Raw genomic sequence first — 16,674 nt, forward strand, 5'->3', positions numbered from 1 at the left:
CTCTGCATCTGAGCGATTGAACCTGCGATCGGCGTGCGCAGTTCATGCGCACTGTTTGCGGCGAACTCGCGTTCGGCCTCGAGAGCCGCCCGCAGACGATCGAGAAGCCGATTGACGGATGCCGCGATTGGAGCCAACTCTGCCGGGAAATCGCCCAAGTCCATTGGTGACAGATTGCCGCCGTCGCGCGATCCGATCTGCTGTCGCAGTACCTCGATTGGCCGCAGCGAGCGCCGGATCACGATCCACCAAACAGCTAAGCTAAAGGGCAGGAGCACGAGTGTCGGAAGGAAGACAAAAAGTGCGCCCTTCGCGATTGTGGTACGGCGGCCATCAAGCGGTTCGGCCAACTGATGATACACGCCGTCTTGGATCTCCTCTGTGTAGACGCGGTAATCAGCGTTTCGCCAAAAGCCGTTACTCAGGGGAGCATCAGGGAAGGGCTGCTGACCCTCTTCCGGTTCAGAAATAAGCACTACCCCGTACTTATTAATAACCTGCTCACGATAGGTCCAGTACTTTTCATAAGTTGGCAAGTGGTTATTGTATTGATCAACGTGTTTTCCATTCAAGACCTTGATCAGCTCTGGTTCTCTGTACTCTGCGCTCCCCTGGAGCAAGTCATCCGAACTTTCGTTTACATTATTGCAAAAAATGAACGCAGCAATGGTTGGGGCGGCGATCCAAACCAGGAGCGTTGCCCCGCCTAACCACGATATCAGCTTTCTCGTCATGCTGTTCGAGTTCGTCATGTGACCACGAGCCTGTATCCGGAGCCACGCACGGTTGCTATTCTATCCCCGCCGATCTTCTTGCGGAGCCGGCTGACATAAACCTCCACTGTGTTGCTCTCGAACTCCGAATTGAATGAATAAAGCGCGTGCTCGATCCTCCCCTTTGAAACGACCGAACCGGGCCGGCGTAGAAGGCAGTCGAGCACCGCCCATTCGCGTCCAGACAGGTGGACCTCCTGCCCGTCGCGGAAGAGGCGTCGCTCGGCTGCCTGTATGGAAAGCGTCCCAACCGAAAATTGCGGCTCCGGAAAATGCCCTTGGCGACGTGCCACTGCACGGATGCGTGCCGAGAGTTCCCCCAGATCGAACGGCTTGACCAAATAGTCGTCGGCGCCAGCGTTGAGCCCCTCGATGCGATGCGAAATCCGATCGCGGGCTGTCAGAATGATGACCGGCGTTGTATCAAGCCCCTTGATCAGCTCCCGCAGATAGTCGATGCCATTGCCGTCCGGCAGGTGAACGTCGAGCAAAATAACGTCGTAGCCGGCCACAGCTGCATGACCGCGCGCTCCGGACAGGCCCTCGGCCCAGTCGACCGCGTGGCCACCAGCCACCAAATGATCGTGCACAGCACTTCTAAGGTCGTCGTCGTCTTCAATGAGCAGTATTCGCATCAGGCTGCCGAGCTCCGGTATGAGGGCAAGGCTCCTGCCTTATTGATCGAAGCTGACAGTAGGCTGAACCGGCGCCAGCGAATATCTGGGGGCTTTCAGGCTGCTGTCAGCTACAATTGCAAGAAAGGGGTCGTTAACAAAGCCAAACGAAGAGGCCTTATGAAACCCCTCCTGATCTCGGCACTTTTGCTCAATGTGACCACCGGCGGCTGTACACTGGTTGGCGGGCAATTCGACGTGGCGGTCAACGAATGGCAGCCGCGCCACGCGTCAATGTCCAGGCTTGAAACTGACAGGTGTCTTAAATACGAGGGCACCGTAGCGGGTGCCTCCAGTTATCGAACAGTGCCTAGCAGGTCAGAAGTGCACTTTGACCATAGGGGTCGTCCGTATTTTCGGCGCTCGCGAACAGAGTCGACGGTCAATCGATGCGCCACTGCCAGAGTCTGGAACGGTCAAGTGTTTGTTATCCCCCGTCCGGGCCATATTCTCTGCCGAGGACCAAGAAGGCCCTATTTTCGGTGCCCACGAACAGAGCCAACGGTCAATCGATGCGCCACTGCCAGGGTCTGGAACGGTCAAGTGTTTGTGATCCCCTGTCCCGGCCGTGTTCTCTGCCGAACTCGCCCTTGTAGTCGGCACACCAAAGATCGTTAGGGCGACAGCCGTTTGAAAGTGGTGTCCCCGTCGCCCTGTTGCGCCTGCGCTTGCGGCGCTCGACCATGCCGTGGCGGTCGAGCACGGCATGCACGGCCGAGATCGCGGGCCGGTGCACATCCGGATACAGCCGGGCCAGCCGCTCGCGTATCTTCGGCGCACCCCATGTCGGCTTGTCTTGCTTGAGGCGCACAATCAGCTTCTCGATTTGAAACGGAAGCTGATTGGCGTGGCGATAGGGCCGCCGCGATCGGTCCGTCAGCCCTCCAGGCCGCTGTCGTTGTAGCGCGTGAGGATCTTGTAGCCGGTCTTGCGCGAGATATCGAACTCCCGGCAAAGCACCGCCATCTTCTCGCGTCCAGCAGCCGGGCGACGAACTTCAGCCGCTCTTCCATGACGTTACACTCCTTCCAAGGCACCTTGCTCTCCTTGCAAAGGGCCGAAAGTGTAACCCATCTATCCGGAATGAACTGTCACCCATCTCTCGGGAAGGAAAGTCATGGCCAAGGCAACTGGAAGCCGAATTTTCTTTTAGAGTATGAATCAGCGCCGTCTGCCGAAAAGCGCGTCCACGATCTTCCCTTTTGAAACGACCGTGCAGGGCTGGGGCAGACGGTAGTCGAGCACCGCCCATCCGCGTCAAGTCAGGTAGACCTCCTGCCCGTCGCGGAAGAGGCGTCGCTCGGCTGCCTGTATGGAAAGCGTCCCAACCGAAAATTGCGGCTCCGGAAAATGCCCATGGCGACGTGCCACTGCATGGATACGCGCTGAGAGTTCCCCCAGATCGAACGGCTTGACCAAATAGTCGTCGGCTCCAGCGTTGAAGCCCTCGATGCGATGCGAAATCCGATCGCAGGCTGTCAGAATGATGACCGGTGCCGATTCAAGTTCCTTGATCAGCTCCCGCAGATAGTCGATCCCATTGCCGTCCGGCAGGTGAACGTCGAGCAAAATAAGGTCGTAGCCGACCACAGCTGCATAATCGCGCGCTTCGGACAGGTTCTTGGCCCAGTCGACCGCGTGGCCACCAGCCACCAAATGATCGTGCATAGCACTTCCAAGGTCCTTATCGTCTTCAGTGAGCAGTATTCGCATCATGCTGCCGAGCTCCGGTATGAGGGCAAGGCTCCCATCTTATTGGTCGAAGCTGACAATAGGCTGAACCGGCGGCAGCGAATTATTTGGGGAGCTTTCAGGCTGCTGTCAGCTACAACTTGCAAGAAAGGGGTCGTTAACAAAGCCAAACGAAGAGCCCCTATGAAACCCGTCCTGAACTCGGCACTTTTGCTCAATGTGACCCCCGGCGGCTGCATCAGCAAATTGATTTGGGAAACAGGCGCGCCGGTTCTAATGACCGACGCAGGCCGAGGTCTGGAGCTGGACCAGCGAACGGCGTCTTCGGTTTTTCAGGCAACAGCCACATGGAAGAATATGATTGGCTCGACCATGCGCCGAGCTTTGTCGAACGGATTGGTCGCGGGCGCACTACCACAGATTATGGCAGGTTTACGCCCTGGCCTTGACACCCGGGGTGATCGTCACCGGCGGAGCCGCGGCGTACTGATCGGATATCTAACGTCGCTGAGTCTCTCGTCGGTGCAGTGGATCTCTCGGCTTAGCCATCATGCAAAAAACGACGGTTCCGCGACACCACTTTTCAGGTCCGTGACACAGGCTTTGTGAGCCGATCTGTTGTTCTTACCCCAGGCTAATGGCTGAACAGCTCTGTCGCCGGCTCGATGCGCCAGATGGCGCGATGTTTTGAACCCTTTCACGAGGCGACGGCAGCAGCCGACCGGCTCTCCTATCGCGGCTCCCGCGATCCACACACCCAACAAGGGAATCTACCATGGTAATGAAGGCACCGGTTGCCGACGCTAGGAATGGGTCGGTAGTAGATCGGCTGGTCGGCATCGACCTCGCTCGGGGCCTGGCTGTCTTCGGGATGTATGCCGCCCATCTCGGTCCCGACCCCGGCGAAGGAGGACTAGTCGGGTTTCTGATGGAACTAACCCATGGGCGGCCGTCGGCCCTGTTTGCCGTATTGGCCGGTTTTTCAATCCTCCTGATTACAGGTCGCAAGGCGCCGAAGTCGGGGATAGCCGGTAGACAGGCCATCGCCAGAGTCGCAATTCGTGCCCTTGTTTTGCTCGCGCTTGGCTCAATCCTGGGCTGCCTCGGTACCCAGGTCGAAGTCATCCTAGAATACTACGGAATTTGCTTCTTGTTGGTATTGCCGCTCCATCGGCTCAGCGCATATCAGCTGGGCTTGATCGCTGCCGCTACGGCATTAGTTCTCCCGCAAGTCCGTTCCTCCCTTCTGTCGGTTGCCCCCAACCTCCTCGACCCGGTCTTCAACCTCATGGTCAACGGCTACTATCCCGCGGTGACCTGGGTTCCTTTCCTCATCGCTGGCATGGCCATCGCGCGCCTTAATCTTAATACGCTAGCAGCGCATTGGCGCCTTGGTCTGGCGGGGGTCGCGCTGGCCGTGTTGGGCCATGGGGGATCCTTGCTCGCGCTGAGTTCCCGCGCTTTGACTGAAACCTCCTTGTGGTGGTCTGACGTTGACGGCGCTTTTGAGCCTTCCAAGTCGTCATTTATAGTCAAGTCGTCATGGATAGCCGCACCTCATAGCGAAACGACGCTTTCGATCGTGGGCAGCACCGGTTGCGCAATGATCATCTTGGCGGCTTGCATGCTCGCTGTGGATGCGCTCCCGCGTCTGCGAAAGCTGGTCTGGCCAATAATCGCAGTCGGCTCGATGTCTTTGACGGCCTATGTGCTGCACATTGCGGGAATAGCCTATCTTATGAAGATAAACATTTTCAAAGACGAGAGCCTGTCCACGCTCTTTGGCTTCGTTGTGGTTATCAGCACTTTTGCGGTGCTTTGGCTGCGCATCTTCCAGCGAGGACCGATGGAAGTGCTGATGGGTAGGGTCGCAGATCTCGCGCGTCACATCCGCTGAGCACCGCCGCGCCCCGGCCTCCCGATCACATTACGGACAAGGTGGGGCTTTGTCCAAAGCTTGTTCGCGGCAGGGGAGGGTACTTCCTCCCAGCCTGCCGCCTTGTTGATGGAAGCTAAAACGGTCGCGCAGGCGCTAGAGTTGCATCGGCATAATCAGCTTAAACTCGCGAAGTTAAACCCGCGGTTGGTCTATCTCGGCCCGCCTCACCTGAAAGGCTAAGGTATCCGTTTCGGTCAAGGGTTTTAGGGGCCATTTTCGCTGCGCCTTGAGGAGAGCGTTTGCTAGGATGAGGAGCTTTCGCAACAAGATGATGACCTTTGCGGGTTTGCCTGCCGCCTTTAGCGCCTGGTATTTTGCCTTGAGGTCGGGGTTGAAGCGCAGGGCGAAGGGCCGGGCATGTAGAGGGCCTGGCGAACATTGGCCCGGCCGCCCCGGATGAAGGCGCGGCCGCTCCATTTTGCCGAGGCCGGCGAGGCTTGCGGCCTTTGGTTCCGAGTTCCGGCATGTCGATGGTGAGTGTGCAGGCGGTGGCATCCGATGCGCCATATGCTGGTCAGGATTTCGCGGCGCTGGACAGCGTCGGGATCGGCTTTCATGAGGGTAAGCATCGTCTGATCGATATCGCTGAGTTCACGTGGATCTGCTTCCAGCCACTCGTTGTTGTGGCGCCTGAGCAAGGCAAGCGGTCAAGGTCTGGCTCTGGTGCTGGCTGCGGTGCGATCCCCGCACGGGCCAGGTGCCGATCGTGTCGACGATCCACCTCGCCGCGACCAGAGAGCTGCTACTCTCTTCCGCTGTTCATTCTGGCCTCTTCGCAATGAATGTCATAAAATCACCTGTCGCAATTAATGGTTTTTGATTTGGCTCCTACAGCTGGCAGATATCGCCGAGAGTTCCGCAGAGAGCGTCGAAAGTTTTGGCCGCCTTCTTCCGCAGCCGCGCCTTGAGTTTTGAGCAGACCTGTCTTGATCGGGTTGAGATCGGGCGAGCATGGCGGCAGGATCAGGAGCCAGTGCCCCTTTGGCCAACCAGTGGGCGGCGCGTACCTTGCCGACAATCTGGGGTTCCGAACCCGACAGTTGGTTTTCAACCCGACAGTGGCCCGCCTCAGAGCAGGCTACCGCCCTTCGGAGCAGGCAGAAGCTAATCGAGGTTCGCGGGTTCCGGTTTGAATGTGCAGGTCGCTGCGCGCCTGATCTTTCGGTCTGGCGGCACATGACAAAAACTCTCATTTTGGCCGACGATACCCGGTCAGGAGCGGGTATCGCAGTCGAGAAGCGACCCGAGCACGTCCACAAGATGTGCCGAGTTTGCAAGGTGTGTCATTGTTTCTGTCAACGTTCGAGCGACAGCGCACGACGAAACGTCTGGCATACGCCTCGTCTGGCACGCGCCTCGCATATGTTGCAGTTGCTGCTGGAGATCAGGCGATCGAGTGGGCCTTGCAATTTTCCGATTTTGATGCGCCTAAAGTCTCGTGTACAAATCAGGCTGGCGTGAATGGCCTGCCTAAGTTGCGACTTATTACAAAGGAATGGATATGGCGACTGGAACGGTGAAGTGGTTCAACAGCACGAAGGGTTTTGGTTTTATTCAGCCTGACAACGGCGGTCAGGATGTCTTTGTCCACATTTCCGCTGTTGAACGAGCGGGCCTGTCGACCCTTAATGAGGGCCAGAAGATCAACTACGAGGTGGAACAGGATCGCCGCACGGGAAAGTCCTCTGCAGGCAGCCTCAGCAAGGCTGGCTAACGGTCCGGGAAAGCCTTGGCAAGGTTCGTCATCGCCGGAACGCATTGACGGCTCGAAACCCGGGCCGGAGCATGCAAGTTAATGCCGCGGCAGGGATTGCTGGAGCCATCATGAATTACTCTGGAAATGAGGCTCTTGGACGGGAAAGGCGGGGCTCATCCCCGCCCTTTGATTCCGCGCAGATTGGGCCAACGGCTGCTGCGCGTCCGAACGACTGTTGATACGGATTTAGGCTGCGACCTTCTTGCGGGTCCGTTTCGCCGGCGCCGTGGCTGGGGCTTCCGGCTCTTTCGGTTTGCGGCCGAGTCCCATGGTCTTGGCCAAGGCGGAGCGCGCAGCGGCGTAATTCGGCGCCACCATGGGATAATCCGACGGCAGACCCCATTTGGCGCGATATTCGTCTGGGGTCAGACCATAGTGCGTCGCCAGATGGCGCTTTAGCGATTTGAATTTCTTGCCGTCTTCAAGGCTAATGATGTAGTCCGGTTCGATCGACTTTTTGATCGGGACAGCAGGTTTTTTTACAGGCACAGGCTCTTCTGCCGGTATGAGTCCAGCCGTGCCGTTTAGAGCCCCGTGCACTTGGGCGATCAGGGCAGGAAGCTCCCCCGCCGGGACGGGGTTGTTGGAGACGTAGGCTGATACAACATCGGCAGTGAGCTCGATGAGGATGTCGGTCTTGTGGGGTTCTTCTGTCATAAACTTCTCCGGGCAGCTTGAAACACAGTTGGGCGAAGTGTCGCTTCATAGTGGCGGTTGCCGCTGAAAGCAAATGGATCGACGGGTGCGCTGCTCCTCCACCATTGAAGTCTCGGCGACGCATCCCGTCATCGTCCATCGCTAAAGGCAGCGTATTGAATTATGGGAGCGGTCGCGCCCGCCCCACCATAGCGATACAGCAAGACAATCAAAAAAGCCGGTCTTTGCTTGGCCCCAAATCTTTTCTCCTTTCGTGAACGCTGAGCTGCCAAGCTGCTACAGTTCACCTCGCGGGGCAACCGTGCACAACACAGGAGTTGCCCGAGCGATACATTCTTCACTTGCCGCTTATCAGCGCTGGTGATTGCACTTTGCAGCCTGCCTCCGGACCCGCAGCGCTCACGCTGTTGGTTTTGCGCCTGCAGGCGTCGGAAGTCGGATCGCCGCAGCTAATTTCCTCAGGCGGACGAATTCAACAAATCGATTGTTTGGATCGAAGGCATCCACACCATCGATGCCTCTAGAATATGATCCAGCTACAATCACCGTGCTGTAATGGCAGGGACGGCCAGCACAAGCGCGACACGATCCGGCGGGTCCATCGCTGCGTTACGTATTCATGGCTACTGCATCGGGCGCTCGGTCGACCGCCTTAAGCCAGGTCGCCGCATTGCGAGACGGTGACCGGCGAGGGAGAGGGCGCTCTGGCAACGAAGCGAGGCGGGTGGCCTTGCGGGTGGCCGCGTGATGTCATCCGGCTCTCCTGCCGATCTCTGCCGGCCAGATCTGGAGCAACTGTTTTGCATAGATATGGCTCTCTTCAGGGGGCCATCTATGATGGGAGCCGAGCGCGTGTTCGAGCCGGGGAACAGGCTGCGCATGCACTGTGCCCACCTATTGCGATCGTGCTAACCTTGGTTGTTCGGACTTGCCGTTAAAGGCAAGCGACAGATTGAAGTTATGCTGCACCATCTGATTGCCTGGCTCGTTTTCGAGAGCTCGCCGATACAGGGCCTGTGCCGCGTCATGCCGCCCCTCAATGTCCAAAATCACGCCCTTCGCATTCAATGCACGTACGTTTCCTGGGGCTGCAACCAAGACGCTGTCGAGCACCTCAACCGCTTCGTGCGGGCGCTTCTGGCCCACCAAGGCATTTGTAAGTCGTATCGCCGCATCAACATTGTCCGGGTGCTGCTTCACCTCATCCCGCAAAGCCCGCTCTTGAACATCCTGACCAACTTCGCGCAAAATGCGTTCGCGCATAGCCGGATCGATTTGATCGGCGCTGAGCAACTCGGGGGAAGATGTCTCCTGCACGGAAAGAGCCGGCTTTTGCCAGCTGGCGCAACCGCCCAAAGGCAGAATGGCGAGTACGGCAAAAAGAAGTGAGTTCCGGCGCAGAAACATAGGCGATGGAGAAACTGTATTACTATTCATGTTATCTCTCAGTTATCGGGGAGGCGCGTGGCGTTCAGTTAGGAAAGGTGGGACTACTCTAACAATCCGCTGTTCGATCCGTGCGGGAGTGTGACGGATCCTGCGGGGCGAATTGTAAAGTCGGAGGCGAGGTCTTGATAAGACAGCACGGCGAGATCAACCCCGTTTCGCGTCAGAAAGCCGCGGACGAAACGTCGGACATCCATCGACGTCAACAGAATAGGGCGGGTTTGACCCGGTTCTGCGTTCGAAAGGACCTGACGTATCTGTGATAGCATCGCTTCGCTTTGCCGATCCTCCAGTGCGAGATAGGGGCCTGCATCCGAATCTCGAACCGCGCCACGCATCACATCCTCGCTCTCGCGCTCGACGACCAGGGCGGACACGATGCCCTCCGTGTTGGCATGGCGGTGGCAGATCTGTCGCTTCAAACCAGAACGGACATATTCCGTCAGCAGGGCAACGTTCTGCTCACGCTCGCTCCATTCGGCCAATGCCTCCAACACGAGACGGGTGTGGCGGATTGGGATACCTTCCTCCAGGAGGCGGCGCAGAACATCGGCAATCCGAGGAATCGGCGTCGTGCGTAGCACCTCTTTCACAAGCTCAGAATATTCCTGCTCCATTCGGCCCAGGAAATGTCGGGTCTCTTGGATGCCCACCAATCGCGGTGCGTAGCGGGTCAACGCTGCATGGACGCGCAAGGCGAGGAGTTCGCCGGGAGCCCTATGCTCCGTGCCGGCGCCCGTAAGGGCCTTTGCAGGGGTATGTTCAACCGGGAGTCTGTCCGTTTTCGGCTCACGTCTAAGGGGGACACCGCTCGAGTCGACGTGCGCTACATCGGCTCGGAGCGCCATCTGGTTTGGATCTAAGGCGTCCTGTTCGACTGGCACGCCCTCGACATCAATTCGGAATTGCGATTCAGGCAGCTGCTCGTCAACCAAGACAGGGATGCGAGGAACGATAATGCCCAGATCGGCTGTGACCAGGAGCGAAACGCGCCCAATATGTTTTTGCAATTCGGCTTGATCGACCGCCTGCATAAGATCTGGCGCTAGAAAAAATGCGATCGGGAATTCCTTCGCAGGCGCGGCTTGCTTAGGCTCCGCTGCAGTTCCACCTTTCGCATCGGCAGTGCCGGCGCCCAGCACATCAGCCTTGACAATGCTTACCGCAGCGAACACTGCGGCCAGCATCAGAAAGACGGGGAGGGGAAACCCAGGAACGAACCCCATTACAACCAGGACGCCGGCCGCCAGTCGCAAGGCTCGAGTGCTGGCCGTGAGCTGACTGACCATTTCTGTACCGAGGTTGATCCTCGCCGTCCCAGTCACACGGGTGACGATGGTCGCCGCAGTAATGGAGAGCAGAAGGGCCGGAATCTGCGATATCAATGCATCGCCTATCGTCAGCAGAGTGTAGTGATGCAGTACCTCGCCGAAGGACATGCCCTTGGAGAGCAGGCCGATCGAAATTCCACCCAGCATGTTGATGCAGATAACCACCAGCCCGGCGATGGAATCGCCCTTCACAAATTTCATCGCGCCGTCCATCGCGCCATAGAGTTGGCTTTCCTTCTCCAATTCGGCGCGCCGCCGGCGGGATTCGTTGGCATCGATGTGGCCGTTGCGTAGCTCTGCGTCGACCGCCATTTGCTTGCCCGGCAGAGCATCCAGCGTGAAACGCGCCGCCACTTCTGCCACCCGTTCGGCACCCTTCGCGAGGACCATGAATTGCACCATGGTGACGACCAGAAATATGACGAAACCCACCACGATATTGCCTGAAATGACGAAATCGCCAAAAGTATGAATAATGCTGCCGGCCTCCCCCTCGGCCAGGATCAGTCGCGTCGTTGCGACCGTGAGCGCGAGACGGAATACAGTGGAAATCAAAATAACGCCGGGCAAAGAGGAAAAATCAAGTGGAGTACTGACATACAGGGCAACCATCATCAGCAGTATGGCCAACCCCATATTGAATCCTATCAGGGCGTCGACCACCACGACCGGGATAGGCATGACCATCATCGCGACAGCCAGAAGCAGCATCAACGCAACCATTAAATCCGGGCTGGCCGGCGCACGCTTGATGAAGTCACGCAGGACGTTGGCCATCGAGACACCTTTGCAATCGGTTGAGACTTACTCTGCTGTTACGCCATGAAACGTGGCTTTCGAACTCCGAAGGCGCCTCAGCCTTGGCCAGCGCGTGACCCTGCATGAGAGCCACAAGCAGGCGCGAAATGGCTGGGCAGCAAATGTTTCCAACGCAGCCAGCTTGTCAGCACCGAGCGCGACAGGATGTTTGGCTGGCCATAGAGTGCTGCTTGATGGGGCCTGCGAGCTTTCAATATTGGAGAGCAGCAATGCGGCCATTCCTGCTCAGCAGCACACGGCTGTCCTCAATACGTTCGACCACCCATCCATCAGCCAAAATGGCGCCGACAAAATACTTCTCGCTGTCGATGACAATATATGGTTGGACCCCATGCCACACAGCTTCGACCGCGATTGCGGATGGCGCCTTCTCCTCTTTGATGAGCACTCCGTTCACCAGTGTTAGAGTACCCTTGGTGCGACGATCGAACGATTGCTGAAGCTTCTGCCAACTGATGACCGATTCAGACGTGACGGTGCCTTCGGCGGTCACAACACCCTTTGCCGACCCAATCTTGACGTCGAGAAGACCCGCTCGATCGACTTCCTCCTGCAGCTCTTGGGCCGCTGCCTCCGTAAGTTCATTGTCAGCGCGGTGACTGATCGTTCTGGACGCGACTTCAGCCCGAAGTGAATTGGGGCTCGATCCACTTGCATTGCCAAGATAGGAGATCGTGCCTGAAAGCGCGCCGATCCCGAGTGAGCTGATTATGACCATGGCGAGCACACCGATCGGTAGGCGCGGTATGCCGGTCGAACCAGGCGGCTCTGCATCCTGCACGGACAAAGCAATGGACATCTCGCCTACGAGCAGGACGACAGGAAGGGGCACAACAACGGACTGGCCTGCGGCGATATTCCGGTTGCCCTCGATACTGAGTCCGGGTGCAAGCGCCTCCAGTTCGATCGACTTGCCAAGAAGAGTTACACGAAGGTGATGCGGTGCCAGTCCCTGCTCGACAAAGACCAAATCGGCATCGAAGCCGCTGCCGATTAAACACTTTTGAAGATCCGTCTTGCCGGTCAGACCGCAATAGTGCCCCGAACGCACTTCGAAACGGAGGGAAACGGCGTCATCCACAGAGCATCTCTCAAACAGGATAGAAGCCGCATGGCAATTGCCATGCGGCTCATTTCGGGACTACGTCGCGTCAATAAGGAGACGCGCTAGGGGGCAGTCTAAAACCCGCTTCCGACATTACGAAACGCGTTCGTCGGCGGCCTTCTTGATGGTCTGGAGATTGGTCGTTAGAGTGCGCAACTGGACACTCCTTTTCGTCGCCTCCAAGCTAACATTGGTTAGTTCCTGCACTTGCGCCTGAAAAGCAGTAGCATCAGCTCCGCTTGTATTGCCGGGAGTGCCACTGTTAGTTTTATCGGTATTGCCGGCGCTACTGGTATTGGTATTGCCTGATTTTTTATTATTATCAACTGCAGCCATGATCATTCCTTTTTCTGTTGGAGTTGTGCCGTCAATAACGGCCTGTATGACCTCACGCCGGATTTCCCGCGTCAGGCATCTTCTGTGTCATCCAAAGCTTCATCGGCCTCAGCCATCGCATCGTTCGCGAATTGGAACGCGAACGATCGCAGGATACTTTGGAAGGCTTCACTTTGTGCTGCAGACTGTGAGTTGTCTTGAAGTTGATCATTTGAAACGGTCCGGTTATCCGCCCGATCGTTCCCGCCAGCTGCCTTGCCATCATTCCCACCAGCTGGCTTGCCATCATTGCCATCAGCCGGCTTGCCATCACCAGAATGCTCGGATTTCGAATCCCCATGGCCCTTTCGGATCAAGGAAGTCCCGAGGTTGCCAACTCCACTCCCAATTGCTGCTATCATCAGGTACTCCGGCATTTGCCATTGGCGGCGACGTGTTAAAGGTTAGCCTCGATCAAGCTAAGGGCGGGAGCTTTCGAGAACCTGACGGCTTTTGACAAAAACCGGCCAGCGCAAAAACGTATGCTCTGCAGGATGTTGCTCTCGCATCGAACAGTCGACCACGATCTCGGCTGTTCGGCCAATCCCGCCGTCCACGCATGCCGCGACCGAATGGCAGCCGCAGCAGCTCGTTTGCATCCTCGATGCTGTGGTGTCGAACAGGAGACACGGTCCACGTGCTGCATGACCGCAATGACCGTATTCTTGCTGGCTCCACGGGCGCACGCAACGAGCAGGAACTCGGTCTTTGCATCACCATTCTCTCGCCTGCACATCACGGCCCGGCGCGGTGAGCTCATTGGCTTCGAGAAGGTCGGCGACCGTACGAACATGGGATGGTCTGCCGGCTTTGGGAGGCCGGTGCGGATCCTCTTCTCACCATATCGAAAGCTTGAAGCGGTCGGATTTTCTTGCCCTGTTCGTGAGAACTCCCATCGTCAGCTAATCGTCAGCCAAGCGGTCTATCTAGGCCGGCCGTGCCTGACCTTCGGATCCAAAGGTCCCGTCTCGACACTTTTTGTAACTATAGATCGAAATGGTCCGCGTGATACGCAACGCACACGCTTCTCTGAAGCAAATGTGTGACTTTGTCGGTGGCGAACGAGAGGAGTGACGCATCAATAAAATCGTCAGGCACGTGTCTAGGAAGGGGAGCTAGCCGAGTTGGTCTGATTTCATTCGCTGTTCCTGGAAATCGGCGGACTGAAGCGCTGATAATCTCAGGACATCGATGGCAACGTTGCGAAAGTCCTGTGAGCTCGGGCCAATCTTGGCCTGCTACTGAGAAGCACTTTGGCGGGAACATTACGCCGTCGCGGGTCTGGCTGACCGTGACGTTAACCGAAAGATGCCGCTGGTCTCGTCAGCCGCCAGCACAATAGCAGCACATTCTCGCCTACTACGGAGACGCAATATGAAGGGCATTGGCCGACCACGGAAATCGCAGGCTGAAACTGGAGCCAGCCGCGCGGGGCGGGCGAGCAGTTCCCTTTCGCAATCAAGTCTTGCTGCGGGAGAAGGTGGACAGTCATTCGATTCCGTTGTGGAGCAGATGCGCTCTGGGGACGCCGATAGGAGGCCCTCCTCCCTTCCAGTTGCGCGCGGTCCAGGCGATGCCCGCGAAAGTCTGCCAGGCGCCTCGATTGGCGAAGATCAAATCCTGAACACACCGCCACGTGGAGCCGCTGCGCCACCACGCGGAACCGTAGCGCCACGTGGCGCAGCCGCAAGGCGGCGCGGTTCTCCCTCCATGTCTGAGGGCGAAGCCATGGCGCCGGTCGGTAGCCAACTATCAACCGCGCAGGTGGAAGGCACCAGCTCATCGTCAAATAAAGATATCAGTCCGACACAGCTCAGAATGAACAGTCTTGTTCAACAACTGACTGATTGCGAGGCTGCGGCCAGGAAAACCGACGTCCCCGAGGAGGCGGTGGAGCTGATCAGTGGGGTCGTCGATGCAGCCTCAGCAATTCTGGAGTACCGCGCTAGCCTGCCTGCGGCTGAGGCGCAGACAATTATGCCAGACGACAAGGTGCGTAGATGTTGCCAGATCGTGTGCGACGCCGCGAATGAAGTAGACAAACTTGGCCTGTCGACGATCACGAAATTGGACAAAAAGACCAAGAAAGCGGCAGGTATGGTCGATAAACTCTACTCCTACTCCCAGGCGGACCGGCAGGAGCTGTTGATTTTAAATGTGGAGAACCACCATACGGCGGCAATTAAGTGGTGGGAAAAAAAGGCATGGCGCTCCGAACGGCAGCGATCCGCCTGCGCTGCCACCGCTAGCCTATCCAGTGGAACGCCCGTGATGCGGGAAGCCGAGCGGTGCGCACTGCGGCTGCGTGCCGGCTCGGTACTGAGTGTCAGGATCTGGCTGGTCCGTGAGCGGATCGGTCTTGCGCGGGCCAAGATTGAACTGCGGGCGAGCAGGTTCGAGCCAGATTTGAAGGAACTCCTCGTCGGTCGAAATGGAGTGGTGCAGCTGATGGCAAGCGCCGCTCAAGAAGCTCTTCGCGCCCTCTCTTTGGCGAAGGGCATAATGGATGATGGCAAAACACTCAACGCTCATGATTGCGCGGTTGTAGAAAAAATCATGGAGCGGCTTTCGGATTTTGGATTGGCGTTGCACGAGGTGCATACCAAGCTAAGCCATACCTACCCAGATGCCGGCCTCCCATTGAAACTGTTCGAACGGATCGTGGACGATGCATGGATCACTGCGCACGATGCCATGCACTTGTTGAACCTGCAGTCTCCGCCGTCAGCCATCATGGCGCCACAGGCCCAGGCGGGCGCTGCGATGCCGGCCAGGGCAGGCGCTGCGATACCGGCTGACACTGCTGGTACGGCTGCAGTGTCAGAAGGCACTACAGCGCGAAGGAAAGGGAAGTCAAAGCATAAGTCGGCAGCTCGCGCCGGGACTTCTGCCGCCGGGCAGCCATCAACACCAGTCGCTGCGAACGCCGGCACAGTGCCAGCAGCCAAGGTTCTCGCGCGCTCGGATCAAGTTGCGAGTACACAGGTGAGAGCGCAAGAGGTGGCTGCGAGTTCGTCGGGGGCAGGCTCGACAATCGGGGGCGCCGCGTTGTCAATGGAGGTATTGACGGAGCGGCTCAAACGATTGGACGAACTTTTGCAGTTCGATCTGGCCGGTCAGCAAAGCGTCGTCTCCCAAGTGCGCCAGATGAAGCCTGAGGAGGCCGGTAAGGTCGTGGACGATGTGGCCCAGTACCTGCGAGCCCAGGCCATTGAGATGCAAACCTGTCTCGCCGGGTTGCAGGGGCGTAATGTACGCCTGCTACTCACCTCCACCCAGCTACCCAAAGTGCACGAACGCACAGACCAGCTCAAAGGGTTGCTGAACATGGTGCTGGGACAGGCCAACGCATTGAATGAAGGAAAAGCCGGCATTACGACTGATTGCATGAAGACCTACGCATTTCCGGCGCAAAAATACCTGGAACATTTGTGCAATGCCGACGAATTGATGCCGCCGGAGGCACCGGTCGCGCTGCGTGGCGAGCCAGGAAAGCTGTTTGAGATGAAGCTGCAGCCCAAGATGCTGGTCAATGGTGCGATGCCGAGCCCGATGTGGGTGCACATCCACACGAGTCGCCCCGTCATGGCCAGAAACTTGGAAGGGCTGGCTGATTCCGAATTCACCGCTTGCCACGTTAAATCCAACGAACAGCGCGGCTACAATCGAGAGCGAGAGGAAGCCGATGCTAGGTCCGGTCGCGAGAAGGTCATAATTCATCGCGGCAAACTCACCCCCGCTTTCTGTAAGTCCTTGTTGACCTCAGGGCTTGGCCGCCAACCACGCCATTCGCGTGCCGAGCTCCCGTCGGCGCAGGCTGCATGACAGGGCACTCAGAATGCGGCCGGCCACGCTGTGAGTCAGCGAGCATTTCTCCTGGCCAAACCGCGAATGCCGCTGCGCGAGTTGCGGTCCGGCGATTGGAGTCGATCGGCTACCGTCAGGGCCGATTTGCGATGTCGCGTTACCGGCTGTTGACGTGGCGGCGTATCTTGCCTCCCATCCAACTTATCGCCGAGATCGCGCCGCCAAGATCGAGGCGGAAGGTCTTCCTGCGAGCGCGGAGCAGGCATAGCCGATCCGATCGGGATCGGCGCATCGCAACGA

General features: G+C 57.8%; 12 protein-coding genes and 1 pseudogene. 3 read left to right on the forward strand and 10 right to left on the reverse strand.

Annotation, left to right across the window (positions count from 1 at the left end):
* The 4 genes and pseudogenes from EN969_RS00005 to EN969_RS00020 all read right to left on the reverse strand — a co-directional run.
* A partial coding sequence (locus EN969_RS00005; protein WP_127418962.1) for a HAMP domain-containing protein occupies positions 1 to 752 on the reverse strand: 752 nt, incomplete at its 3' end.
* Complete coding sequence (locus tag EN969_RS00010; protein WP_024505389.1) at positions 749 to 1,408, reverse strand: response regulator transcription factor; 660 nt, start codon at positions 1,406 to 1,408, stop codon at positions 749 to 751. The genes EN969_RS00010 and EN969_RS00005, both read right to left, overlap by 4 nt.
* 619 nt (positions 1,409 to 2,027) lie before the next feature.
* Positions 2,028 to 2,460 (reverse strand): annotated as a pseudogene (locus EN969_RS00015) (helix-turn-helix domain-containing protein); the annotation flags it as partial.
* Between the two features lie 244 nt (positions 2,461 to 2,704).
* A complete protein-coding gene (locus EN969_RS00020; protein WP_224570033.1) occupies positions 2,705 to 3,163 on the reverse strand; it encodes a response regulator transcription factor in 459 nt (152 codons plus the stop codon).
* A 751-nt stretch (positions 3,164 to 3,914) separates the two neighbouring features.
* On the opposite strand from EN969_RS00020, the gene EN969_RS00025 reads away from it, so the two are divergent.
* Positions 3,915 to 5,036, forward strand: coding sequence for a DUF418 domain-containing protein (locus tag EN969_RS00025; RefSeq protein WP_063169274.1), 1,122 nt, complete (start codon positions 3,915 to 3,917; stop codon positions 5,034 to 5,036).
* Positions 5,037 to 6,579: 1,543 nt separating this feature from the next.
* The gene (locus tag EN969_RS00030) at positions 6,580 to 6,792 is read left to right on the forward strand and encodes a cold-shock protein (RefSeq protein ID WP_008874821.1); all 213 of its coding nucleotides are present in this window, start codon (positions 6,580 to 6,582) and stop codon (positions 6,790 to 6,792) included.
* A gap of 228 nt (positions 6,793 to 7,020) precedes the next feature.
* Here EN969_RS00030 and EN969_RS00035 read toward each other — a convergent pair whose 3' ends face one another.
* The 6 genes from EN969_RS00035 to EN969_RS00060 all read right to left on the reverse strand — a co-directional run bounded on the left by EN969_RS00035 (position 7,021) and on the right by EN969_RS00060 (position 12,929).
* A complete protein-coding gene (locus EN969_RS00035; RefSeq protein ID WP_024505385.1) occupies positions 7,021 to 7,491 on the reverse strand; it encodes a MucR family transcriptional regulator in 471 nt (156 codons plus the stop codon).
* A gap of 894 nt (positions 7,492 to 8,385) precedes the next feature.
* Positions 8,386 to 8,928 carry a tetratricopeptide repeat protein gene (locus tag EN969_RS00040; RefSeq protein ID WP_082826568.1) on the reverse strand — a complete coding sequence of 181 codons (543 nt, stop codon included), beginning with the start codon at positions 8,926 to 8,928 and terminating at the stop codon, positions 8,386 to 8,388.
* 53 nt (positions 8,929 to 8,981) lie between these two features.
* The gene (sctV, locus tag EN969_RS00045) at positions 8,982 to 11,045 is read right to left on the reverse strand and encodes a type III secretion system export apparatus subunit SctV (protein WP_063169272.1); all 2,064 of its coding nucleotides are present in this window, start codon (positions 11,043 to 11,045) and stop codon (positions 8,982 to 8,984) included.
* A gap of 232 nt (positions 11,046 to 11,277) precedes the next feature.
* Entirely contained in the window at positions 11,278 to 12,168 is an 891-nt protein-coding gene (locus EN969_RS00050) for a hypothetical protein (protein WP_024505382.1), read from the reverse strand.
* A gap of 117 nt (positions 12,169 to 12,285) precedes the next feature.
* Complete coding sequence (locus EN969_RS35720; RefSeq protein ID WP_224570034.1) at positions 12,286 to 12,528, reverse strand: nodulation protein NopA; 243 nt, start codon at positions 12,526 to 12,528, stop codon at positions 12,286 to 12,288.
* Between the two features lie 71 nt (positions 12,529 to 12,599).
* Positions 12,600 to 12,929 (reverse strand): hypothetical protein, encoded by a 330-nt coding sequence (locus tag EN969_RS00060; RefSeq protein WP_081714433.1) that lies wholly within the window; start codon positions 12,927 to 12,929, stop codon positions 12,600 to 12,602.
* Between the two features lie 1,348 nt (positions 12,930 to 14,277).
* Here EN969_RS00060 and EN969_RS00065 point away from each other — a divergent pair.
* Positions 14,278 to 16,392, forward strand: a complete 2,115-nt coding sequence (locus EN969_RS00065) for a hypothetical protein (protein WP_224570035.1) — start codon at positions 14,278 to 14,280, stop codon at positions 16,390 to 16,392.
* The last annotated feature ends 282 nt before the right edge of the window (positions 16,393 to 16,674 follow it).

Source organism: Mesorhizobium sp. M7A.F.Ca.CA.003.01.2.1 (genome assembly GCF_003998945.1).
Lineage (GTDB): Bacteria > Pseudomonadota > Alphaproteobacteria > Rhizobiales > Rhizobiaceae > Mesorhizobium > Mesorhizobium ciceri.

Excerpts from the sequence above, each read along its gene's own strand:
- EN969_RS00065 (WP_224570035.1), top strand. The coding sequence starts at position 14,278 with ATGTCTGAGGGCGAAGCCATGGCGCCGGTCGGTAGCCAACTATCAACC.
- EN969_RS00020 (WP_224570033.1), bottom strand. The coding sequence starts at position 3,163 with ATGATGCGAATACTGCTCACTGAAGACGATAAGGACCTTGGAAGTGCT.
- sctV (WP_063169272.1), bottom strand. The coding sequence starts at position 11,045 with ATGGCCAACGTCCTGCGTGACTTCATCAAGCGTGCGCCGGCCAGCCCG.
- EN969_RS00060 (WP_081714433.1), bottom strand. The coding sequence starts at position 12,929 with ATGATAGCAGCAATTGGGAGTGGAGTTGGCAACCTCGGGACTTCCTTG.
- EN969_RS00040 (WP_082826568.1), bottom strand. The coding sequence starts at position 8,928 with ATGAATAGTAATACAGTTTCTCCATCGCCTATGTTTCTGCGCCGGAAC.
- EN969_RS00035 (WP_024505385.1), bottom strand. The coding sequence starts at position 7,491 with ATGACAGAAGAACCCCACAAGACCGACATCCTCATCGAGCTCACTGCC.
- EN969_RS00030 (WP_008874821.1), top strand. The coding sequence starts at position 6,580 with ATGGCGACTGGAACGGTGAAGTGGTTCAACAGCACGAAGGGTTTTGGT.
- EN969_RS00025 (WP_063169274.1), top strand. The coding sequence starts at position 3,915 with ATGGTAATGAAGGCACCGGTTGCCGACGCTAGGAATGGGTCGGTAGTA.
- EN969_RS00010 (WP_024505389.1), bottom strand. The coding sequence starts at position 1,408 with ATGCGAATACTGCTCATTGAAGACGACGACGACCTTAGAAGTGCTGTG.
- EN969_RS35720 (WP_224570034.1), bottom strand. The coding sequence starts at position 12,528 with ATGGCTGCAGTTGATAATAATAAAAAATCAGGCAATACCAATACCAGT.